We start from the raw sequence: 20,603 nt of genomic DNA, 5'->3' as shown, positions 1-20,603 counted from the left end.
ATGGACACGGCGACCGAGGAGATCGGGCATGTGGAGATGCTCGCGACCATGGTCGCCCGGTTGCTGGAAGGTGCTCCGGCGACGACGATGGCCGAGGCGGTGAAGGATCCCGCTACGGCGGCGATCCTCGGCGGGATGGACCCGCAGCAGGCGATCATCTCCGGTGGCGGGGCGACCCCCAGCGACAGCCAGGGGTACCCGTGGAACGGCCGGTACGTGGTGGCCAGCGGCAATCTGCTGGCCGACTTCCGCGCGAACGCGGCGGCCGAGGCGCAGGGCCGGTTGCAGACGGCGCGGTTGTACAACATGACCGACGATCCCGGCGTNNCAGGACCACAACAACACCATCTGGCATCTTTCCGACGGGCCGGACGGGGACAAGGGTGGCTGGAGCTTCGGCGAGGAAGGGATCGAATACCTGCACGATGCGGAGCCGCTCGGCGGGCCGGGCACGGCGCCCAAGCCCGATCCCGCTCTTTACGGCACCTACGCGCCGCTCCAGGACGCCGTCGGCACCGTCAAGGGGAAGGCCAAGGAGGCGAAGGCGAAGGCCACCAAGAAGAGCAAGTAGTAGGCGAAGCCGCGTGCCGCGGTAGCGGCCGGGCGTGAAGGCCACCACGAGCCTCAGTGGCACCACCAGTCGCGACGGCGGCGCGTGATGGCCCCCTTCCTTGCGTCAGGCGCAAGGAAGGGGGCCATCACCTTCAGCGGCCCGGCGCCAGCACAATCCGGCCGAACACCTCGCCGTCGTCCATCTTCCGGTGCGCCAGCACGGCTTCTTCCAGCGGCAGGAGCTCGTGCACCACCGCCCGCAGTTCGCCCCGTGCCGCGGCGGCGAACTGCGCGGCGCTGGCGGCGCGCCGCTCGGTTTCGGGCACCGAGTCGGCGCTGAAAGCCCCGAACGACAGGGACTTCCGGAACGTCGTCAGTATGTTCGCGCCGAAGTCCGCCGGTGGCATCCCCGCCACCACGCCGACGAGCACCAGCCGGCCGTTCGGATTGAGCTTGTCCAAAAAGGACGGAAGGTCAGGTCCGCCGACGATGTCGATGACGACGTCGTAGCCCTCAGGGCCGTCTCCGTCGCCGGAGCGGTTCAGTACGTGCGTCGCCCCCAGATCGCGCAAACGGTCGCCGCGTTCGGCCGAGGACGTCGTGACCGCCACGGCGCTCGCGGCACCGGCGGCCGCGAGCTGCACCGTCATGATCCCGATGCTGCCCGCCGCGCCGCGCACCAGTACCGACTCCCCGGCGGCGAAATGCGCGTGGGCGAGGGCGAACTGGGCGACCATCCCGGAAGTACCGAGTGTCACCGCTTCGACGGCGGGCAGGTTGTCGGGGAGCGGCAGGATGCTTTCGACGGGGACCGTCTTCCGCTCGACGTACCCGCCGCCTTCGCCGGTGAACGCCCATACGCGGCGGCCGATCCACGCCGGGTCGACGCCATCGCCGACCGAGGTGACCATGCCCGCCACCTCGTTGCCCGGGACGTGCCCTTCCTGGAAGCCGAACCCGGCGAGAGCCCCACGCCGGATCACGGCGTCGACGCCGCCGACACCGATCGCTTCGACGGTGATCAGCACCTCGCCGCCGGCGGGAACGGGGGAGGGAAGATCGACGACCGCCAGGCCTTCGGGACCGCCGAATGCCCGGATCTCCACTGCTCGCATGGTGTCTCCTGGTCTTTGCTCGCTGACCTGACGGACGCTAACGGACGCCCCCGTCCGTTTTGGCTAAAGTGAGAGTGGTGACCAGTCGTTTGTCTCGGAATCCGCGCTCCGACGCCGTGGACAACCGCGAACGCATCCTCGAAGCGGCTCGCGCGTTGTTCGCCACCGAAGGCCTGAACGTGCCGCTGCGGGAAGTCGCACGCCGCGCCGAAGTCGGCCCCGCCACGCTTTATCGCCACTTCCCGACCAAGGAGATCCTGGCGACCGAGGCCTTCACCGACCAGATGCGGAGGTGCCATCTCGCCGTCGACGAGGGACTCGCCGACCCCGATCCGTGGCGCGGTCTCTGTTCGGTGATCGAGAGGCTTTGCGAGTTGCATGCTCGCGACAGGGGCTTCACCGCGGCCTTCGTTTCGACGTTCCCGAAGGCGGTGAATTTCACCGCGGACCGTGACTACGCGCTCAAGGCCATCGCCGAGCTGTCGGCCCGCGCCAAGGACACCGGTAAACTGCGCCCGGATTTCGTCCTCGACGACCTGATCCTCATGCTCATGGCCAACAACGGCATCCAGGCAGCGTCGCCTGCCGCGCAGGTCGCGGCGTCCCGCCGGTTCGCCGCGCTCGTGATCCAGGCTTTCCAGGGCACGCCGGACCACGCGCCCCTGCCGCCGGTGGCACGGCTGGCTTTGGTGGCGCCGGGACTGACCCGCTGAGTGGCCGCGAGCTGGAACCCTGAGGCGACCCCGGCCCGTCGCTACTCCTTCGGTGGTAGGGGCATAGTCCTTGAGGCTGATGCCGGATGAGGAGATGCTTCGTAGTTTTGCCGGTATGAAAAGAACTTCAGTGATCGCCGCCGCTCTTTGCGTGGCCACGGTGGCTTCCCCGGGTCTCGCGACCGCGGCCCCGGACACCGCGAGTCCGCTGAGGACGACGTTGCAGCGCGACGCCGACGCGTTGGTGGTCGGCGGTTCGCCGGGGGTGCTGGTCGAACTGGCCACCGCCGACGGCGGCGTCAAGGTGCGCAGCGGCCACGGCGATCTGCGGACCAGGACCCCGATGCCGTGGAACGGGCACTTCCGGATCGCCAGTTTCAGCAAGACCTTCCTGGCCGCGACGATGCTCCAGCTCGTCGGCGAGGGGCGGCTTTCCCTGGCGGACAAGGTGGATCGGTGGCTGCCCGGGGTGGTGAGCGGCAACGGCAACGACGGCCGCGCCATCACCGTCCGGCAGTTGCTGCAGCACACCAGTGGCCTGCACGACTACATGGCGGAACTCGACATCTTCACCGAGAAAGGCTTTCTGCGGCACCGATTCGACCGGCTCAGCGCCGCCGACGCGGTGAAGCTGGCGGTCGGCAAGGCACCCGATTTCGCGCCGGGGACGAGCTGGGGGTACTCCAACACCAACTACGTGCTCGCCGGGCTGGTGACCGAGAAGGTGACCGGCCGAAGCTGGCAGAAGGAGGTCACCGAGCGGATCATCCGTCCGCTGGGCTTGCGGGAGACCTCGTTCCCTTACACCTCACCGTTCCTGCCGGCGCCGTCCATGCGGGGCTACGCCCGGTTCGTGGTGGAGGGCTCGAATCCACCGCGGCTCGGACGGCAGGTGGACGTCACGCTGATGAATCCGGCGATGGGAGGCGGTGCCGACGGTTCGCTCAACAGCACCACCGAGGACGGCAACAAGTTCCTCCGGGCGTTGATGAGCGGCAAGGTACTCGAACCCGCGTTGCTGGCCGAGATGAAGAAGACCGTGCCGGCGCCGGGACTCGGCGCGTACGGCCTGGGTCTCGTCCGGACGGCGGGGTCCTGTGGCGATTACTGGAGCCACCATGGCGCGTTGCCCGGCTTTCTGACGGGCAACGGCGTGACCGAGGACGGCCGGCGCAGCGTGATGGTGTCGCTGAACAGCAGCACTCCCTACAATCCCGGCGCCGAGCCGCCGGAGGGAGGCCCGTTCGCGTCCGTGATCGACCACGCCCTCTGCGGCCGCGGCTGATCTTTCCGTGAAGGCCTCCTTCCCTACCTTGAGCGTAGGGAAGGAGGCCTTCACGGAACTCGGCGGCGATCAGGGAACCACCAGCACCGGCCAGTGCCCGGCCTTGATGAGCTTCGTCGCGACCGAGCCCGCGAACCGGTGACCCGCCTTTTGCGAGGCGCCGACCACTACGGTGTCGACCTGACCGCGGTCGGCGGTGTCGCGGAGCGAGGTGTACGGATCGCCATAGGTCTTCAGGAAACTGACCGGCACTTCCAGTTCTTCGGCCGCCGCGCGGATCTGTTCGCGGAGTTCGGCGTACAGCTGCAGGGTCGTGTCGTGTTCCACGGTCGCCGCCACCGCCGGGCCGAGATTCGTCAACGCCGTGCGGGAGACGACGAAGGCGACGATCAGCCTGCCGCCCTCGCGCCGTGCCATGCCGAACGCGAAGGCGGCCGCCCGCATCGCCGTGTCGGAACCGTCGACCCCGGCCAGGATGGCCCGCCCCGAGTGGTGCCGGGGCGGGCCGAAACGCTCCACAGTGGACTCGAAGGCCCTGGTCGCGTCGCCGTTCATCGCGCGCCTACCCGGCGACCGCGTCGGACGCCGGTGCTTCCGTCTTCGGCTCCACGTCGAGGGTGGTGCGCAGGGTGAGCGGCTTCAGCAGGAGTGCCGCGAGCACGCCGACGACGCCCACCGCCGCGGAGATCAGGAAGATGTGCGCCGTCGCGTCGCCGTACACGGTGTGCACGATCGTCTGTACCTCCGGCGGCAGCGCCTTGAGGTTCAGCGCGCTGACACTTCCCGTCGACGCCTGGCCTTCCGGTACGTGCAACGCGGTGGACAGATCGGCGGTGACCCGGTTCGCGAGCACCGCGCCCAGCACCGAAACCCCGATGGTGCCGCCGAGCGACCGGAAGAAGGTGACCGACGCGCTCGCCGCGCCGAGGTCCCGCAACGGCACGGTGTTCTGCACGGCGAGGACGAGGTTCTGCATCGTCATGCCGACACCGATGCCGACGACGGCCATCGCGATGCCGACCAGCCACAGCGGCGAGGCGTGGTCGACCATGCCCAGCCCGAGGAAACCGGCGACCAGGATGATCGTGCCCGCCACGATGTACGGCTTGATCCGGCCGGTGCGGCTGATCAGGCGTCCGGACACGGTCGAGGACACGAGTACGCCCGCCATCAGCGGGATGGTCAGCAGACCCGCTTCGGTGGGGGAGTAGCCGCGGCCGATCTGGAAGTACTGGCCGAGGAACACGGCGCCGCCGAACATCGCCATGCCGACCGCGAGACTCGCGATGATCGCCAGTGCGGGGGTGCGCTGGGTGACGATGTGCAACGGGACGACGGGTTCGCGGACCTTGCGCTCCACCAGCACGGCGAGGACGAGGAGCACGACGCCGCCCGCCACCATGACGGCCGTCTGCCACGAAAGCCAGTCGAAGGTGTTGCCGACGAAAGAGACCCAGATCAGCAGGACACTCACGCCCGCGGCGATGAGCCCGGCGCCGAGGTAGTCGACCTGCACGTTCTCCCGGCGCACGGTCTCCAGCTTCAGGGTCCGCTGCAGCACGATGAACGCCGCCACCGCGATCGGCACGCCGACGAAGAAGCACCACCGCCAGCCCAGCCACGGCACGTCCACGATCAGCCCGCCGAGCAGCGGACCGCCGACGGTGGCGACGGCCATGACGGCGCCGAGGTAGCCGTTGTAGCGCCCGCGTTCCCGCGGCGGGATGATCGCCGCGATCACGACCTGGACCAACGCCTGCAGGCCGCCGACGCCGATGCCCTGGAAGGCGCGGGCGGCGATCAGCTGTCCGGTGTTCTGGCTGAACCCGCTGATCATCGACCCGATCACGAAGATCACGATCGCGACCTGGACCAGCGTCTTCTTGTTGAACAGGTCGGCGAGCTTGCCCCAGATCGGGGTGGTGGCCGTCGCCGCCAGGAGGGTGGCCGTGACCACCCAGGTGTACTGGGTCTGCGTGCCGTTCAGCGAGCCGATGATCAACGGCAGCGCGGTCGAGACGACCGTCGAGCTGATCATCGCCACGAGCAGCGCCAGCAGCAGGCCGGACAGCGATTCGAGCACCTGGCGGTGCCCCATCGCGCCGGACGATGCCGTCGCCGTCGTTCCTTCGGTCTTCATGGCGTCCCTTCGGGCGTTCGGACGATTATTGCTCATTGTGCAAACTTGCACAGTGGGAACTTTATTCCCCTCGCTACGCTGTACTGGTGGACACCCTCGACACGCTCCGCACCCGCAAGAAGGCGGCGACGCGGCAATCACTGCACGAGGCCGCGCTGCGCCTGGCGATGGAGCACGGTCTCGACGGCGTGACCGTGGAGGACATCGCCGACGCGGTCGGGGTGTCCCGGCGGACGTTCTCGAACTACTTCGCGAACAAGGAGGAGGCGATCCTGCACGCCGACCGCGAGCGGACCGGCCTGCTCGTGTCGCTGGTCGAAGGCAGGCCGTCCGGTGAGAAGCCGCGGCAGGCGCTGCGCGCGGCGTGCCGGGAGCTGTACCGGGCGCGTCCCGTCCCCGACCGTGAATGGGTGGCGCAGCTACGGCTGCTGCGGCGGCACCCGTCGTTGCTCGCCCAGCAGGCCAGCGATCACTTCGCGCTGGAGCGGGACCTGACGGCCGTGCTGCTCGCCAGGGGACACGGTCTCGATCAGGAACTGGCCCGTCTCACGGCGGCGACGTTCCTCGCCGCTTTGCGGACCGGGAACGTGCTGTGGCTGGAAGGCCCGGACGATCAGCCGCTGCCCGAGGTCGTGGACCGGGTGCTGAGCCGTGTTCAGGTCCGCTGACCGAGAGCCACCACCCAGTACATGAAGGCCCCCTTCTTTGCGCTAGGCGCAGGGAAGGGGGCCATCATGTACTTCACGCCGGCAAAGATCAGGCCGTCACGCCGGCTTGACCAGGTCGAAGAGCATCTTCGCGGCCACGGTCGCCCCGTCGGTCCGGATCTTGCCGGACACGACCTTCGCCCGTTCGCGCGTTTCGACGGTCAGGACCGTCGTGAGCGCGGCGGACAGGGATTCGACGGTCGGCGTCGGATCCTGGTGTGCCACCCCGATTCCCAGTTCGGCCACCCGGGCGGCCCAGTACGGCTGGTCCGCGATCCGGGGGACGACCACCTGGGGCGCGCCCGCCAGGGAGGCCGTCGTCGTGGTACCCGCACCCCCGTGGTGCACGACTGCGGCCACCCGCCGGAACAGGGCTTGCTGGTTGACCTCGCCGACGACGAAGCAATCACCGGCGTCGTCGATCGAGGTCAAGCCTGCCCAGCCGCGGCCGAGCAGGATCCGCCTGCCCCGCGCCCGGACCGCCTCGACGGCCACCCGCGCGATGTCCTTCGGCGCGTGGGCGGCCATGCTGCCGAAGCCCACGTAGACCGGCGGCGGACCGGCCTTCAAGAACTTCTCCAACTCGTCCGGGAGGGGGCGGTCGTCGGGCCGTATCCACGCTCCAGTTTGGACCAGTTCGGCGTCCGTCATCCCTTCCGACGGGCACAACGTCGCGTCCGCCGCCAGCCACGGCCGGTCGGTGAAGACGTGGCCGCGGACGTCGTCGACCGGTGGCAACCCGATCGCCGCCCGGTGAGTGTTGAGCGCCCCGCCGTACAGGGCGTTCACCCGTTCCGCGTCCTGGCGCCACAGCGTCCGGATGTCGGTCTCGCCCGCCGGGGACGGCGTGCCAGGACGCGCCCCCGGCGGGAAGTGCCGCGACGGATGCCCGAAGATGTGAAAAGCCGCGTACACATACGGGATGCCCAGCTTCTCGGCCACGTCCCGCGCGCCGGCGGGCAGCAGGCCGGTCGCCAGGAGCACGTCACACCCTTCCGCCGCCGGGGTCAGCGTTTCGAACCTCGCGGCGACCAGTGCCGGGGCGAGTTTCAGCGCGTCTTCCCCTGTCGGCGGCTTCGGACCGGCGACCACCGAGTGCACCGTCGGCCCGAGCGGCACCAGCGGCACGCCGGCCCGCTCCAGCGACGCCGCGAGCTCCTCGTCCGGCGGCGCGCTGATCCGCGCTTCCGCGCCCAATTCCCGCAAGGCCATCGCGAGCCCGACCAAGGGCTCGACATCCCCGCGTGACCCCCACGACGTCATCAAAACACGCACTACGCGACTCCCATTTCCGCAGATTCCGGCTTCAGGGCGGCAATTCTGGGGGATGACCCCGGCCTTGCCGCAAGCCCCCATGTCCGCTATAAATTGAAGGGGGCGGGGAAAAGACTTCCATTTCGCCATGTCCACTCTGGACCGGCAGCCGCTCCCGGAAGCCGCGAAATCTCCCGGCTTTTCCTGTTCGGGCGGATTTCAGATGGAGCCGGTGCGCAGGGCGAAGGCCACCGCGTGCGTGCGGTTGTGCAGGCCATAGCGCGTCATCACCCGGTGCAGGACGTTCTTCACCGTGCTCTCCGAATAGGCGAGCTCGGCCGCGATCTCCTCCGTGCCATGCCCGTCGGCCAGCAACCGGAGGACCTCGCGTTCCCGATCGGACAACCCGGACAACGCGAGACCGTTGGGTGCCAGCAGCTCCTCCTGCAGCCGTTCGAGCCGGGAGAGGAGGCTGCCCTGCAGCCGAGGCGGCAAGGCTCCGGCGCCCTGGCTGACCGCGAGAATGGTCCGCACCAGATGCTCGCCGTCGAGGTCACGCCGCGGCAGCAACGCGGCCATCCCGCATTCGATCGCCGTCATCAGGACCTGGACCGGGAAATGGTCGGTGACGATCACGCAGCGGGGAGGCGACTGGAGGGTCGACGCGGACCGAACCTGGCGCAGGAACGTGAAAACCGCGTCGCCGATCGAATTCCCGATCGTCACGATCACTTCTGCCGACCCGAGGTCGGTGTCGGAGAGCACTTCCAGCCGCGCGTCGGCGCCGATGATGGCTGTCGCGCCCAGTCCGGCCAAGAGATCGGGCGCATGGACGGCGACTCTGACGCGGCCGGTTTCCCCCGCGCTCTTCCCTCCGCGATTCATGATCGAAGTCCCCATCCGAAGCACTCGGAACCCGGAACCGGGCAGGCGGATCGGCCGCCCGCCGTCGGGTGGCGAGTGGCGGCCGATCCATTTCATGATTAGTTCTAGCTTTGTTTAGAAGTTATAACGTTCCAACGTTGTATGTCAACTGGCACCCAGCATGACGACCGGCTGGCGGAAAGGGTTCATCGCGGACGGGATCGGTTCGGCGAAACGCCGGTCACCGTGTGGTGAGGTCGTCCAGTTCGTCCGCGATCAGCAGGGCGGGGTCGAATTTCATCCCGGTGAAGTGGCCGGCGAGTTCGAGGGAGAGGACACCGTGCAGGCGGGTCCAGAAGGCGAGTGCCCGATGCAGGGTCGCGGACGGGGCCGGGTGGTCGCCCGCCCACTCGCGATGGCTGTCCAGATGCGCGTCGAACGGGGTCGCCTGCTTGTCCGCGGTGAGCGCGCCACACGCTTCGAGCAGGACCGTCATCACCTCGTTCGAGATGGCGGTGGTGTCCTCCGGCGCGTGGTAGCCGGGGACGGGGGTGCCGTAGATGAGGAAGTAGCGCTGCGGGTCGCTCCGGGCCCAGTCGCGGATGGTGACGGCGAGCCCGGTCAGATCGGCGCCGGAATCGAACGCCGCGCGGACGGTGTCGGCGAGGCTTCGGTAGGCGTCGCGGATCAGCGCGGTGATGAGCTCGTCGCGGCTGGCGAAGTACCGGTACAGGGCCGGGCCGCTCATGCCGACCTGTTTGGCGATCGCGTTGAGCGACAGCGCGGAGACCCCGGCGGTGGCGATCTGCTCCCAGGCGTGCTGCTTGATCTCCGCGCGCACCTGGTCGCGATAGCGTTCCCGCGGGCTCTGCCCGGCCGCGTCCCTCATCGGTCCTCCCGCTCCATCGGCTCGAAGCTTACCCACGGCGACATGATCACCCGGGGAGGAGCGCGAGTTCGGCCAGTGCCTGTTCCCGACGGGCGCGGAGACCGGGGCCGGGGAAGAGTTCGACGGCCAAGGTGAGGCATTCCCTGGCCTCCTCGAAGGCGCCCGCTTCCCGCCAGGCGCGTCCCTCGCGGAGCGCGCAGATCGCCTCCATCGAGCCGAATCCGCCTTCCCACGAGAGCCACCGGCTGGTGCGGTAGTAGCCGGCCGCTTCCCGCCATTCGGCGAGTCCGCCGAGTACGTCCCCGATCGCGCGCAGGGTCAGTGCCTTCAGCATCCGGTGGAGGCCGGGGTACGTGTCGCCCGCGAACCGTTCGGCGTCGGCGAGTAGGGCACGGTGGACAGCGAGCGCTTCGGCGTGCCGCCCGGCGGCGAGCAGCGACTGGCCGTAGACGTTCCGGGCCGAGCTTTGCCCATCCCAGAACGGTAGTTCGCCCGCCGATTCGTACCCGCGTTTCGCGTATTCGAACGCTTCGGCGTCTTTCCCGGCATACCGCAGCACCTGGCCAAGGTAGATCGTCGCCCAGGTCCGCTCGGTGCGGTCGCCGATCCGGGTGGCGATGTCGAGTGCCCGACGGTGCGCTTCGACGGCGCCTTGGGCGTCATCGAGGCAGACATTGCAGGCCCAGCCGACGAAGTTGAGCAGTTTCGCCTCGTCCGCGGCGTTGCCGAGCGCGTTCGCCGCCGCCGCGCCGAGGGAGAAGATCTCCCACCACGGCCGCTGCCCGCTCCGCCCGTCGGAGTACCAGTGCAGTGCGACGGCGAGTTCGCTGACCTCCCGGTGCCACCCCTTCCGCGCCGCCACCCGTTGCGCGGCGACCCAGTTGTCGCCCTCGACGTCGAGCCAGCGGGCGACGTCGTCCCGCGAGCCGAACCGGCCGGTCTCCGGGGCCTTGGGGTAGAACAACCTGGCCGCCTCGGCCGCTTTGCCGAGCAGGTGAGCGAGCACGACGTCCCGGGCGGACGGATCCTCCTCCGCCTCGAACCGTTCCTCGGCGAACAGGCGGATGAGGTCGTGGAACTGGTGGCGTTCCGGTGCGGCCGTGGTCTGCAGGAGACTGGCGTCGACGAGTTCGTCGAGGTGCTCACGGACGTCGGCGGGAGCCGCGCCGGACACCACGCACGCGAGTTCGAGACCGAAGTCGGCGCCCGGCACGGTCGCCAGCCGCCGGAACAACCGCCTCGCCCCGGCCGAAACCGCGCGATAGGACAGGTCGAACGCCGAGCGCAGCTGCAGGTCGCCCGCCGCCAGCGCGCGCAGCCGGGTGCCTTCGTCGCGCAGCCGGTCGGCCAGCTGGGCCAGCGACCACTGCGGGCGGGTGGCGAGCCGGTTGCCCGCGATCCGGACCGCGAGCGGCAGATATCCGCACAGCTCGACGAGTTCCCGCGCCGCGGCGGGCTCCGCGCGCACGCGGTCCGCTCCGGCGATCAGGGCGAGCAGGCCGGTCGCGCCCTCGTCCGAAAGCGGTTCGAGCCCCAGCCAGCGGGCGCCCTCAAGCCCCGCGAGCGTGCGGCGGCAGGTGATCAGGGTGAGGCTGCCGGGGCCGGTGACCAGCAGCGGCCGGACCTGCGCCTCGTCGGCGGCGTTGTCGAGCAGCAGCAGGACCTTCCGCCCGTCGAGCAGCATCCGCAGCAAGGCCGACCGTTCGCTTTCGGAGACGGGCACCTGTCCCGGCGCGACGTCCAGCGCCCGCAACAGCCGGTCGAGCGCGGCACGGGCGCTCAACGGTTCTTCATCCATCCCGCGCAGATTCACCGCGAAACAGCCGTCGGGGAAATCCCCGCGCACCCGGTCCGCCGCCGTCACCGCGAGCGCGGTCTTCCCGACCCCGGCCTGCCCGACGATCGCGACCACGCCGCCGCCCTCGGCGACCTTCGCGGACAGCTGCGCCAATTCGCTTTCCCGGCCGCACAGATCCGCGAGGGGAGCAGGCAGCGCGCAGATCGCCGCGGCCTGGGCGGCCAGCGCCGGATTGCGGCGGCGTCCCTGTTTGGCGACGGTCAGGAAGAACTCCCGGTCACCTTCGGTCAGGCCGAGCGCGTCCGCGAGTACCTCGGCGGAGCGCTGCTGGGCCGCTCGCGCGCGGCCGTGTTCCAGTTCGCGCAGGGCGCGGACGCTGAGCCCGGAGGCCTCGGCCAGCCGTTCCTGCGTCCACCCAGCGGCCCGCCGGTGTTCGAGCAGGAGCTTTCCGAACACCGACCGCTTGTCGTCCGTCTCCACCGGTTTCACCGCGCTCCATTCAACCGGCAGGCTTCCGGTGGGGAAAAGCTGCCCCCTCCCTGCGCTTGTCCCGCCTTCTCCGGAACCGGTTACCTGGAACCATGTCGACGATCATGACGACGACGGCACGGGCGAGCGTCCGTGCCGAGGAACGCCGGGAGATCCGGGTCGCGGTGCACGCCGCCGACCCGCTCGTCCGGGCGGGACTGCGCAGCGCGCTCGGCTCCGGGCCGGGCATCACCTTGCGGGAGGATCCGGAGACGGCCGACGTCCTCGTCGCGGTCGCGGGAACCGAGCCGCACCGGATCCCGGCCGGGGCCGCCCGGCTGGTGCTCGTCGCGGATCAGCCGAAACAGGCTGACCTGTGGGCCGCGGTGGAACGCGGCCTCGCCGTCGTCGTCGCACGTGCCGAGGCGACGCCCGCTCGGCTGCAGCGCGCGGTCGCCGACGCCCACGCCGGCCGGGGCGATCTCCCCGCCGATCAGCTCGGCAGCTTGCTGCGGGGAATTTCGCGGCTGCACAAGGAAGTTCTCGAACCGCGCGACATCACCCTCAGTGGACTCTCGCCGCGCGAGACCGAGGTGCTCCGGCTGCTCGCCGACGGCTACGACACCGGCGAGATCGCCAAGAGGGTGGCGTACTCCGACCGGACGGTGAAGAACATCCTGCACGGCATGCTCAGCCGTTTCGGCTTGCGCAACCGCACGCACGTAGTGGCATACGCGCTTCGCGAAGGCCTGATCTGACGGCAACTTCGCGACATGTCCACTGTGGAACGTCGTTTGTCAAGAGCGGCCCGGGCAAAAAGCCTTGCCCGTGCGACCAGCCGATGTTCTTGTAGCGTGGAATTCGCCTGGGGACCTTCGGAACCCGGGTAGCGATCTGCCTCGGTGACCCCCACACCTGACGGCAGGTCGCTCCCCAACCCTCTTCAGCTGCGGAAACGCCACTGTGGCGCAAGATGGCAGCACTATGTACTTGCTATGGCGCCACAGTGGTGCCATGATGGCATCATGGATTTGACGCCTTTTGTGGACAACGTTCGCCGGGAACTCGCCATCGCCGCCGAGGCGGGCGGAGCCGAGGCGAGTGCTCTCGCCGAACGTCTGACCGCGCCACTGGCGTCGGCCATCCGCCTCGCGCTGATGGACGCGCTGTCCGCCGCGTCGGACGAGATCACGCGAGATCTCGCGCCCGGCTCGGTCGAAGTCCGGCTGCGCGCCGGGGAAGTCGGCTTCGCGGTCACACCGCCCACGGTCGAGCCCGCCGGTCCCGTCGCCGCATCGACGCCGGAACCGCCGGTCGCTTCACCGTCGGATGAAGAAGGGGCCACGGCCCGGATCAACTTCCGGCTGCCGGAGCACCTGAAGGCACGAGTCGAGGAGGCCGCGGCCGCGCAAGGCCGTTCGGTCAACGCGTGGCTGGTCCGTGCCGCGTCCGCCGCGTTGCAGCCCGCGGATCGGCCCGCCGCGTCCACTCCGCCGAGCGGCGGTCGTCGCGCCGCGCAGCGCTACACCGGCTGGGTCAGCTAGCACTCGGCCGCATCCGCCCGACCAGCACGAACATTGAGCACGCCACCTTTGAGGGGACAACCATGCCTACTTTCGCCACCCCGGAACCCATTCTGGCCGACCTCGAACCGGTCATCGGCAACGTCCGCATCGTCGCGAGCGACCGCGCGGACACGGTCGTCGAAGTCGCTCCGCTCGACGAGAACAACGAGTCCGACGTGGACGCGGCGAAGCGGACCGTCGTCGAGCTCTCCGGCGGCACGTTGACCGTCCGGGCACCGAAAATGCGCCTGCTCGACTTCTCCAACCGGACAAGGTCGATCGAAGTCACCATCGAACTGCCCGCCGGTTCCCGGCTGCAGGGGAGCACCGGCCTCGGCGACCTCACCGCGACCGGGCGGCTCGGCACCTGCCGCTACAAAACCGGCACCGGGCACCTCCGATTCGACCTCGCCGGCGAACTGGAACTGCACTCCGCGTCCGGAAGCATCGTCGTCGGCCACGTGGCGGGCAACGCCGACGTCAGCACGAGTTCCGGTCGCGTGCACATCGGGAAGATCGACGGCACCGGGGTGATCAAGAACTCCAACGGCACCACGACGATCGAGGCGGCCGGTGACTCGATCCGCGTCCGCTCGGCCAACGGCGACATCACCGTCGACAAGGCCGAATCGGGCGTCGAAGCCAAGACCGCCAACGGTTCGGTCCGCGTGCTCGACGCCGCCCGGGGAACGCTCACCCTCGAGACGTCGATGGGCGATGTCGAGATCGGCATCCGCGGCGGCAGCGTGGCCTGGCTCGACGTGAAGACCCGCTTCGGCCGCGTCATCAACGAGATGGACGCCGCCACCAGCCCCGACGCCGCGACCGACAAGGTCGAAGTCCACGCGAGCACCGCCGTCGGCGACATCGTCGTCCGCCGTTCCTGACCCACGGGTCCATCCACATCAGGGGAATCCACATGAGCCACCCGGCCATTTCCGCGACCGGCCTGCGCAAGTCCTACGGCGACAAGGTCGTACTGGACGGCATCGACCTGAACGTCCCGCCCGGCACCGTCTTCTCGTTGCTCGGCCCCAACGGCGCCGGCAAGACCACCACCGTCAACATTCTGTCCACTTTGGTCCGTCCGGACGCCGGCACGGCGACCGTCGCCGGGGCCGATCTGGCCACCGATCCCGACGGCGTCCGCGCCGCCATCGGCCTCACCGGCCAGTTCTCCGCGGTCGACAATCTCCTCACCGGTGAGGAGAACCTGTTCCTCATGGCGGATCTGCACCATCTGCCGCGCCGTGCGGGGCGCGAGCGCGCCGCCGAACTCCTGGAACGCTTCGAACTGACCGATGTGGCGAAAAAGACACCGTCCACGTTCTCGGGCGGCATGCGCCGCAAACTCGACCTGGCGATGACGCTGATCGGCGACCCCCAGGTCATCTTCCTCGACGAACCGACCACCGGGCTCGACCCGCGCAGCCGCCGCACGATGTGGCAGATCATCCGGGATCTGGTCGACAGCGGCGTGACGATCTTCCTCACCACGCAATATCTGGAGGAGGCCGACCAGCTCGCCGACCGGGTAGCCGTACTCGACGGCGGCCGGGTCGTCGCACTGGGCACACCCGACGAACTGAAGCGGCGCGTCCCCGGCGGGCACATGCAGCTGAAGTTCCGCGACGCCGTCGCGTTGCACGACGCGAGCCGTGCGCTTCAAGTGTCCACTTCGGACGAAAGCTCGCTGGCACTCCGCGTACCGACCGACGGCACCGTCGCCGCCGTACGCGCCGTGCTGGACCGGCTTGACGCCGAAGTAGTCGCCGTCGACAGCCTCACCGTGCACACCCCGGATCTGGACGACGTGTTCCTCAGCCTCACCGGTCACCGGACCGAAGCGACCAAGGAGTTGGCCCGATGACCAGCCTGTCCCTGTCGATGCGCGACTCGGCGACCATGCTGCGCCGCAACATCCGGCATATGCGACGCTATCCGTCGCTCACCATCATGCTCGTCGGCCAGCCGATCGTGTTCCTGCTGCTGTTCGTCTACGTTTTCGGCGGCACACTCGGAAACGGGCTCGGCGGCGGGGGCGGCCGCGCCGAGTACGTCGGCTACGTGACACCGGCGATCCTGCTCATCACCGTATGCAGCGCCGCGCTCGGTACCGCCATCTCCGTCGCGACCGACATGACCGAGGGCATCATCGCGCGGTTCCGCACCATGGCGATCAGCAAGGCCTCGGTACTGACCGGGCACGTCGTCGGCGCGCTCATCCAGACGGCGTTCGCCCTCGCCGTCGTGTTCGGGGTGACGCTGCTGATCGGTTTCTCGCCGACGGCCGGGGTCGGTGAATGGTTCGCGACCGCCGGGCTGCTGTTGCTGCTGACGATCGCGCTCACCTGGTTGTCGGTGGCGCTGGGACTGGCGGCCAAGAGTGTGGAGACGGCCAGCAACACGCCCATGATCTTCATGTTGCTTCCCTTCCTCGGCAGCGGGTTCGTCCCCACCGACTCGATGCCGGCGTGGCTGCGCTGGTTCGCCGACTACCAGCCGTTCACCCCGGTCATCGAGACGATCCGAGGACTGCTGCTCGGTACTCCGATCGGCGGCAGCGGCTGGCTCGCCGTGGGGTGGTGCGCCGGGCTCGCGCTGGTGGGTTACGTGTGGTCGAAGTCGCTCTTCGCGAAGGAACGTGACCGCTGAGCTGGGGGTAGCCCCGGACTGGAACGCCGTGGTGTTCCGGTCCGGGGCGTTGGTCTTCGTGCTGGTTTTCGGGATCGCGGCCGAGGTCACGGCAGATGCTGGGGTCATTCGCCGGTACTTTCCCGCAGGAAGGTTTCTAGCCCTCGGCAAGACGAAATCGACGCTATCTCCGAAGATGTGTCGCAGCAGGCGCCGGGATGGCTGAACTTGTCGAAGCATCCAGTGAAGTGTTACTAGATCAAAGCCAAAGAAACTGACCTGTCCGGGTATTCACAGGTCGAACTCGATGCCATCGCGGGCGGACTCAACGACCGCTCCCGATAGACGCTGGGATGGCTTAAGTCCATCGAAGCGTTCAGCAAAGTGTTGCCAGACTAGAGGTGATGCACTCACCAGTTGAACCCACTGTCGTCTCGTGAGGCGGGTCCGATCGTGCGGCGGGCGATCGCGCTGAGCCCGACTCGCGCGTTGGATGGCACGGAGATTCCCCTCAGCCGCTCCCGCGACCGCCGCGGCTGAGGGGGCGATCGGGGATCATCGGATCGATCAGATTCTGGAGTTTTTGGGGAAGATCCCGGCGGAGGTGTCGCCGGAGGATCGGGACCATGCGGAGAAGACTCTCGCTGATCTGGCCCGGCACGCGGGGCCGAGAGAGTTGACGAAAGCCGAAGCGCAAGTGCTGGGCTGGCTGGACCCGGATGGCAAGGAGCCGAAGGATCCTGAACCGGCCCCACCGTCGCGGGAAGTCACGCTGGAGCGTCGCAAGGACGGGTTCTGGAAGCTGACCGGTCTCCTCGATGATGAGCTGGGTGCCCGGACCGCCGCGGTGCTCGACGCCTACGCCAAGCCACGCCCGGTCGATGAGGTCGGTCAGGCGGATCCGCGCAGCAAGGCCGANNGCGTTCGCGGAGGTGCTGGATCTGGCGATCGCGTGCCCGGACCAACCCGGCACCAGCGGCTACCGGACCCTGCTCCATGTCACCATCGGACTCGAAGAACTCAAGTCCGGGATCGGGACCGCGTGCCTGGACTTCGTCGGGACCATGACCGCCCGTGAAGCCCGGCTCGCCGCCTGCGACTGCCTCATGCTCCCCGTAGTGCTGAACGCCTCCGGGGAACCCCTCGACATGGGACGGCTGAGACGGTTCGTCACCCCCGGCCAACGACGCGCGTTGAACATCCGCGACCGGGGATGCGCCTTCCCCGGCTGCCATCGGCAACCGAAGCACTGTCACGCCCACCATATCGATCACTGGGCAGACGGCGGACCCACCGACCTCCGCAACCTCGTCCTACTCTGCGGCTTCCACCACCGCCTCATCCACCACGGCAACTGGCAAGTCCGCATGGCGGCCGACGGGTTACCGGAGTTCACACCGCCCCAGTACCTGGATCCGCTACGAAGACCCCGGCGCAACACCCTCCACCGCGCCGCTTAACCCCGCATGACCCGAGGAGCCCGCCAGCCACACCGGCGACGGGCCCCTCGGCATGCCCGCATGTCAGCACCAGGGCGTGTCCTGCGGATCTTCATCGGAGGTGAAGGACGATGCAGCCGAGGATGATCTCGGCGCGGTGATAGGCGGCTCGTTTGGCGTAACGGGTTGCCAGGCCCCGGAATATCTTGAGCCAGTTGAAGCGCCGCTCGACCACGTTGCGAAGCTTGTAAAGGTCGGGGTGAAGGCCGGTGGCCTGCCACCGGCGCTGCCTTTGGCTTTGCGGCGGGCGATCTGGTCATCGCGTCCTGGCTGACAAACGTGATCTGCCGTTCCCGCATCGCCTGGCGGGGTCGAGGGATGCGAATACGCCTTGTCCGCGATCACCGTCTCCGGTCGGCACCGCGGACGCCCCGGTCCGATGCGGGCGGCGCTGATGTCATCCAGCAACGGAACCAGCTGCGGATTATCGCCCGCCAGGCCCAGGGTAACCCGGCAAACCCCGTTCATCTCCATCAAGGGACGTTAGCGCTGGGTCCGCGCCCGGACGTGCGCGCGTTCGCCCTGAGGTCCGAACAGGACGAGGGTTTCGACGGCGCCGCCGTCGGCCGAACCGAGCCAGTGCGGCAGCGAGGTGTCGAACTCAGCTGCCTCGCCGGGCGGCAGGACCAGGTCGCGGTCGCCGACCACCAAGCGAAGCCGTCCATTGAGGACATACACCCATTCGTAGCCGCCATGGGTCTTCGGCGTGGGTTCCGCGGGTTCGTCGCGGCTGGGAATGAGCATCTTGAAGGCCTGTACGCCACCGGCGCGACGGGTGAGCGGCAGGAAGGTCATGCCGTGGCGGTGGATCGGTCGCAGATGGACGCGCGGATCGCCGGTGCGCGGGGCACCGACGAGGTCGTCGAGGGGAACACCGTGCACGCGGGCCAACGGCAGCAACAGTTCCAGTGTCGGCCGCCGCCCGCCGCTTTCCAGCCGGGACAACGTGCTTTCCGAAATCCCGGTCGCCGTCGACAGGTCGGCCAGGGTCAGGCCCCGGTGCTTGCGCAGGGCACGCAACCTCGGGCCCACCGCGTCCAGTACTTCGTCCGTCTCGTCCGCCATGCCGCCGATCTTGCCAGGTCGGCAAGTTTTCGTGCGTTTTCCCGGCGGCCGAGGCGAAGGTGGTCCCGAACCGACCATGCGAGGTGAGGATGAACGCTCCAGAACGTGCCACGGAATTCCGGGACGAGCTTTACGACCGGCGGGCCACGGCGTCGCCGAAGGTGAACCCGAGACTGGCCGAGATCGCCGGCCCCCTGACGCCGGGGACCGCGCTCGACCTCGGTTGCGGCGGCGGGGTAGACACGGTGCTGATCGTCGTCGACCACGGCCTGGTGCTCCGGCGGATTCCGGAGCCGCCGCGATGAGCGCCAGGCGGAAACGCGACACCGGCCCGTCCGGCACGAGGTTCTCGCCGCCTATCGGGAAACCACCGCCGAGACGAAGGCCGAGATCGGGGCCTGGGACGACCTCGCCGAAGCCGGCCCGCGTTCGGCGTCGCGGCGATGGACGTTGACCCACCTGATCGAGGAAACCGCGCGGCACGCGGGACACGCCGACATCCTGCGCGAGCCGATCGACGACTCGACCGGACGCTGAACATCGAAACGGAGGACCACCCCATGCTTCACCGGACCTTTCGGCGGACCGCCGCGGCGTTCGCCGCCGCCCTCATCCTGGTGACGGCGGCGTGCGGAACGGCTGCCGATTCTTCGCCCGCCTACGAAAACATCACCCGCGGCGACGCGACTTTCGCGCAGCGGTTCCGCCACGAGTTCGCCGACGTCGACGGCGTGAAAATGCACTACGTCACCGGCGGAAAGGGAGCACCGCTCGTCCTGCTGCACGGCTGGCCGCAGACCTGGTACGGCTGGCACCGCGTCATGCCCGCCCTGGCCGAGCATTTCACGGTGTACGCCCTCGACCTGCCCGGCCTTGGCGACAGCGCGGGCGCGCCGCCCAGCTACGACAAAGCCACCCTTGCCCGCTACGTGCACGGTCTTGTCGCCGGACGGCTCGGCCTGCGTGACGCCCGGATCGCCGGGCACGACCTCGGTGCCGCGGTCGCCTTCCAATACGCCGCGCAGTTCCCCGGCGACCTGACCCACCTCGCCTATCTCGATCTGCCGTTGCCGGGGCCCGCGCTCGACGCGACGGCCTATCGGAACCTGAGCTGGCATATCGCTTTCCACTCGCAGAAAACGGTTCCCGAAGCCGTCGTCGGTGACGACGTCCGCGAATATCTTTCCCTGTTCTATCCCCAGGTCGCGTACTCCGGGACGGCTTTCGGGGGCCCGGGAGCGCCGCCGCCCTTCGATGAAGCCGAAATCGGCGAGTACGCCCGCAGCTACGGCAGACCCGAGGTGCTGCACGGCGGATTCGAGCTCTACCGCGCGCTCGGCCAGGACGTGACCGCGAACGTCGGCGCGAAACCGATCACCACCCCGACCCTGCTGATGACCGCCGAAGGCCTGCTCGAACCACAGAAGGCCACGCTCACATCCCGTGTCGCCGACCTCGTCCGCGCGGTGGAGGTGCCCCGGGCGGGGCATTGGCTCGCCGAAGAGAATCCGGAGTTCGTGACCGCGGAATTGATCACCTTCCTGAAGGGGTGAGACGACCCGGGTGAGTTTCGCCCGCCACGCAAAGGGTATGCGTGGACATGACCGACTACAGCCATACCGCGACAATCGACATGCCGGCCGCCGAGTTGTTCGCCTTCCTGCGTGAGCCGCGCAATTTGCCACGCTACTTTCCGCAAATGACTCAGGCCGAACCCGAAGGCGGCGACGCCGTCCACGTGGAAGCCGACGTCCACGGTCAGCACGTGGAGGGCGAGGCGTGGCTGAAAGTCGACGAAAAGAGCCGCTCACTGCGCTGGGGTGCCCAGGGGCCGCACGACTACCAGGGCGAGCTGGCGATCGAGGACGCCGGACCCGCGTCGTCTCGCTTGACGGTGACCCTGCACAGCGTCCGCGACGCCGAGGACGAGGAGGTTCAGCGGGGGCTGGAGGAGACGGTCGCCGCGCTGGCGCATACGGCGGCCGCGGATGCCGATGTCCAGGCCGCCGAAGAAGAAGGCGGCTGGACCGGGCGCTGAAGACGACGATGGCGGGG

20 protein-coding genes and 3 pseudogenes are annotated in these 20,603 nt (G+C 68.9%); 14 read left to right on the top strand and 9 right to left on the bottom strand.

The genetic code is table 11. The annotated features are described in order from the left end of the window. Window positions 1–571: pseudogene (locus AVL48_RS38505) on the top strand (manganese catalase family protein); the annotation flags it as partial. 133 nt (window positions 572–704) lie between these two features. Here the strand turns inward: AVL48_RS38505 and AVL48_RS23360 are convergent. Then, window positions 705–1,667 carry a zinc-binding dehydrogenase gene (locus AVL48_RS23360; protein ID WP_061983727.1) on the bottom strand — a complete coding sequence of 321 codons (963 nt, stop codon included), beginning with the start codon at window positions 1,665–1,667 and terminating at the stop codon, window positions 705–707. A gap of 77 nt (window positions 1,668–1,744) precedes the next feature. Between AVL48_RS23360 and AVL48_RS23355 the strand changes: the two genes are divergently transcribed. Beyond that, complete coding sequence (locus tag AVL48_RS23355) at window positions 1,745–2,380, top strand: TetR/AcrR family transcriptional regulator (protein WP_061983728.1); 636 nt, start codon at window positions 1,745–1,747, stop codon at window positions 2,378–2,380. 115 nt (window positions 2,381–2,495) lie between these two features. After that, the gene (locus AVL48_RS23350; RefSeq protein ID WP_063816551.1) at window positions 2,496–3,665 is read left to right on the top strand and encodes a serine hydrolase domain-containing protein; all 1,170 of its coding nucleotides are present in this window, start codon (window positions 2,496–2,498) and stop codon (window positions 3,663–3,665) included. Between the two features lie 69 nt (window positions 3,666–3,734). On the opposite strand, the gene AVL48_RS23345 is transcribed toward AVL48_RS23350, so the two are convergent. Beyond that, entirely contained in the window at window positions 3,735–4,220 is a 486-nt protein-coding gene (locus AVL48_RS23345) for a universal stress protein (RefSeq protein ID WP_061983730.1), read from the bottom strand. Window positions 4,221–4,227: 7 nt separating this feature from the next. Beyond that, on the bottom strand, window positions 4,228–5,805 hold the full coding sequence (locus AVL48_RS23340; RefSeq protein WP_061983731.1) for an MDR family MFS transporter: 1,578 nt from the start codon (window positions 5,803–5,805) through the stop codon (window positions 4,228–4,230). 86 nt (window positions 5,806–5,891) lie between these two features. On the opposite strand from AVL48_RS23340, the gene AVL48_RS23335 reads away from it, so the two are divergent. Then, window positions 5,892–6,473: a TetR/AcrR family transcriptional regulator gene (locus AVL48_RS23335; RefSeq protein ID WP_061983732.1), complete on the top strand. Its 582-nt coding sequence runs from the start codon at window positions 5,892–5,894 to the stop codon at window positions 6,471–6,473. A gap of 96 nt (window positions 6,474–6,569) precedes the next feature. On the opposite strand, the gene AVL48_RS23330 is transcribed toward AVL48_RS23335, so the two are convergent. From AVL48_RS23330 to AVL48_RS23315, 4 genes are all read right to left on the bottom strand, one after another. Then, window positions 6,570–7,787 carry a glycosyltransferase gene (locus tag AVL48_RS23330; RefSeq protein WP_061983733.1) on the bottom strand — a complete coding sequence of 406 codons (1,218 nt, stop codon included), beginning with the start codon at window positions 7,785–7,787 and terminating at the stop codon, window positions 6,570–6,572. 198 nt (window positions 7,788–7,985) lie between these two features. Further along, window positions 7,986–8,651 (bottom strand): helix-turn-helix transcriptional regulator, encoded by a 666-nt coding sequence (locus tag AVL48_RS23325; RefSeq protein ID WP_061983826.1) that lies wholly within the window; start codon window positions 8,649–8,651, stop codon window positions 7,986–7,988. 220 nt (window positions 8,652–8,871) lie between these two features. Continuing rightward, window positions 8,872–9,519: a TetR/AcrR family transcriptional regulator gene (locus tag AVL48_RS23320; RefSeq protein ID WP_061983734.1), complete on the bottom strand. Its 648-nt coding sequence runs from the start codon at window positions 9,517–9,519 to the stop codon at window positions 8,872–8,874. Window positions 9,520–9,565: 46 nt separating this feature from the next. Beyond that, entirely contained in the window at window positions 9,566–11,806 is a 2,241-nt protein-coding gene (locus AVL48_RS23315; protein ID WP_061983735.1) for an ATP-binding protein, read from the bottom strand. A gap of 92 nt (window positions 11,807–11,898) precedes the next feature. On the opposite strand from AVL48_RS23315, the gene AVL48_RS23310 reads away from it, so the two are divergent. From AVL48_RS23310 to AVL48_RS23280, 6 genes and pseudogenes are all read left to right on the top strand, one after another. Next, window positions 11,899–12,543 carry a helix-turn-helix transcriptional regulator gene (locus AVL48_RS23310; protein WP_061983736.1) on the top strand — a complete coding sequence of 215 codons (645 nt, stop codon included), beginning with the start codon at window positions 11,899–11,901 and terminating at the stop codon, window positions 12,541–12,543. Between the two features lie 267 nt (window positions 12,544–12,810). Then, entirely contained in the window at window positions 12,811–13,329 is a 519-nt protein-coding gene (locus AVL48_RS23305) for a toxin-antitoxin system HicB family antitoxin (protein WP_061983737.1), read from the top strand. A 62-nt stretch (window positions 13,330–13,391) separates the two neighbouring features. Then, window positions 13,392–14,237 carry a DUF4097 family beta strand repeat-containing protein gene (locus AVL48_RS23300; protein ID WP_061983738.1) on the top strand — a complete coding sequence of 282 codons (846 nt, stop codon included), beginning with the start codon at window positions 13,392–13,394 and terminating at the stop codon, window positions 14,235–14,237. A 32-nt stretch (window positions 14,238–14,269) separates the two neighbouring features. Beyond that, window positions 14,270–15,220: an ATP-binding cassette domain-containing protein gene (locus AVL48_RS23295; RefSeq protein WP_061983739.1), complete on the top strand. Its 951-nt coding sequence runs from the start codon at window positions 14,270–14,272 to the stop codon at window positions 15,218–15,220. After that, window positions 15,217–16,005 (top strand): ABC transporter permease, encoded by a 789-nt coding sequence (locus tag AVL48_RS23290; protein WP_061983740.1) that lies wholly within the window; start codon window positions 15,217–15,219, stop codon window positions 16,003–16,005. The genes AVL48_RS23295 and AVL48_RS23290 overlap by 4 nt, the downstream gene beginning before the upstream one ends. Before the next feature lie 405 nt (window positions 16,006–16,410). Beyond that, window positions 16,411–17,444, top strand: a pseudogene (locus tag AVL48_RS23280) (HNH endonuclease signature motif containing protein); the annotation flags it as partial. Between the two features lie 91 nt (window positions 17,445–17,535). Here the strand turns inward: AVL48_RS23280 and AVL48_RS40865 are convergent. Continuing rightward, window positions 17,536–17,658, bottom strand: coding sequence for a transposase (locus tag AVL48_RS40865; protein WP_082857745.1), 123 nt, complete (start codon window positions 17,656–17,658; stop codon window positions 17,536–17,538). Between the two features lie 308 nt (window positions 17,659–17,966). Continuing rightward, window positions 17,967–18,548, bottom strand: a complete 582-nt coding sequence (locus tag AVL48_RS23275) for a helix-turn-helix domain-containing protein (protein ID WP_061983742.1) — start codon at window positions 18,546–18,548, stop codon at window positions 17,967–17,969. An 89-nt stretch (window positions 18,549–18,637) separates the two neighbouring features. Here AVL48_RS23275 and AVL48_RS23270 point away from each other — a divergent pair, with 89 nt between their 5' ends. From AVL48_RS23270 to AVL48_RS23255, 4 genes and pseudogenes are all read left to right on the top strand, one after another. Beyond that, entirely contained in the window at window positions 18,638–18,853 is a 216-nt protein-coding gene (locus AVL48_RS23270) for a hypothetical protein (RefSeq protein ID WP_061983743.1), read from the top strand. 52 nt (window positions 18,854–18,905) lie between these two features. After that, a pseudogene (locus AVL48_RS38495) lies at window positions 18,906–19,085 on the top strand (mycothiol transferase); the annotation flags it as partial. Window positions 19,086–19,108: 23 nt separating this feature from the next. Further along, on the top strand, window positions 19,109–20,101 hold the full coding sequence (locus AVL48_RS23260) for an alpha/beta fold hydrolase (protein ID WP_061983744.1): 993 nt from the start codon (window positions 19,109–19,111) through the stop codon (window positions 20,099–20,101). Between the two features lie 47 nt (window positions 20,102–20,148). Next, window positions 20,149–20,586 (top strand): SRPBCC family protein, encoded by a 438-nt coding sequence (locus AVL48_RS23255; RefSeq protein ID WP_061983745.1) that lies wholly within the window; start codon window positions 20,149–20,151, stop codon window positions 20,584–20,586. The last annotated feature ends 17 nt before the right edge of the window (window positions 20,587–20,603 follow it).

The organism is Amycolatopsis regifaucium, assembly GCF_001613935.1.
GTDB lineage: Bacteria > Actinomycetota > Actinomycetes > Mycobacteriales > Pseudonocardiaceae > Amycolatopsis > Amycolatopsis regifaucium.
Note: the sequence above shows the minus strand (reverse complement) of the source record. Positions and strands in the feature narration are given on the sequence as shown.

Excerpts from the sequence above, each read along its gene's own strand:
- AVL48_RS23360 (WP_061983727.1), bottom strand. The coding sequence starts at position 1,667 with ATGCGAGCAGTGGAGATCCGGGCATTCGGCGGTCCCGAAGGCCTGGCG.
- AVL48_RS23350 (WP_063816551.1), top strand. The coding sequence starts at position 2,496 with ATGAAAAGAACTTCAGTGATCGCCGCCGCTCTTTGCGTGGCCACGGTG.
- AVL48_RS23345 (WP_061983730.1), bottom strand. The coding sequence starts at position 4,220 with ATGAACGGCGACGCGACCAGGGCCTTCGAGTCCACTGTGGAGCGTTTC.
- AVL48_RS23340 (WP_061983731.1), bottom strand. The coding sequence starts at position 5,805 with ATGAAGACCGAAGGAACGACGGCGACGGCATCGTCCGGCGCGATGGGG.
- AVL48_RS23325 (WP_061983826.1), bottom strand. The coding sequence starts at position 8,651 with ATGAATCGCGGAGGGAAGAGCGCGGGGGAAACCGGCCGCGTCAGAGTC.
- AVL48_RS23320 (WP_061983734.1), bottom strand. The coding sequence starts at position 9,519 with ATGAGGGACGCGGCCGGGCAGAGCCCGCGGGAACGCTATCGCGACCAG.
- AVL48_RS23310 (WP_061983736.1), top strand. The coding sequence starts at position 11,899 with ATGTCGACGATCATGACGACGACGGCACGGGCGAGCGTCCGTGCCGAG.
- AVL48_RS23305 (WP_061983737.1), top strand. The coding sequence starts at position 12,811 with ATGGATTTGACGCCTTTTGTGGACAACGTTCGCCGGGAACTCGCCATC.
- AVL48_RS23300 (WP_061983738.1), top strand. The coding sequence starts at position 13,392 with ATGCCTACTTTCGCCACCCCGGAACCCATTCTGGCCGACCTCGAACCG.
- AVL48_RS23295 (WP_061983739.1), top strand. The coding sequence starts at position 14,270 with ATGAGCCACCCGGCCATTTCCGCGACCGGCCTGCGCAAGTCCTACGGC.
- AVL48_RS23290 (WP_061983740.1), top strand. The coding sequence starts at position 15,217 with ATGACCAGCCTGTCCCTGTCGATGCGCGACTCGGCGACCATGCTGCGC.
- AVL48_RS23275 (WP_061983742.1), bottom strand. The coding sequence starts at position 18,548 with ATGGCGGACGAGACGGACGAAGTACTGGACGCGGTGGGCCCGAGGTTG.
- AVL48_RS23270 (WP_061983743.1), top strand. The coding sequence starts at position 18,638 with ATGAACGCTCCAGAACGTGCCACGGAATTCCGGGACGAGCTTTACGAC.
- AVL48_RS23260 (WP_061983744.1), top strand. The coding sequence starts at position 19,109 with ATGCTTCACCGGACCTTTCGGCGGACCGCCGCGGCGTTCGCCGCCGCC.
- AVL48_RS23255 (WP_061983745.1), top strand. The coding sequence starts at position 20,149 with ATGACCGACTACAGCCATACCGCGACAATCGACATGCCGGCCGCCGAG.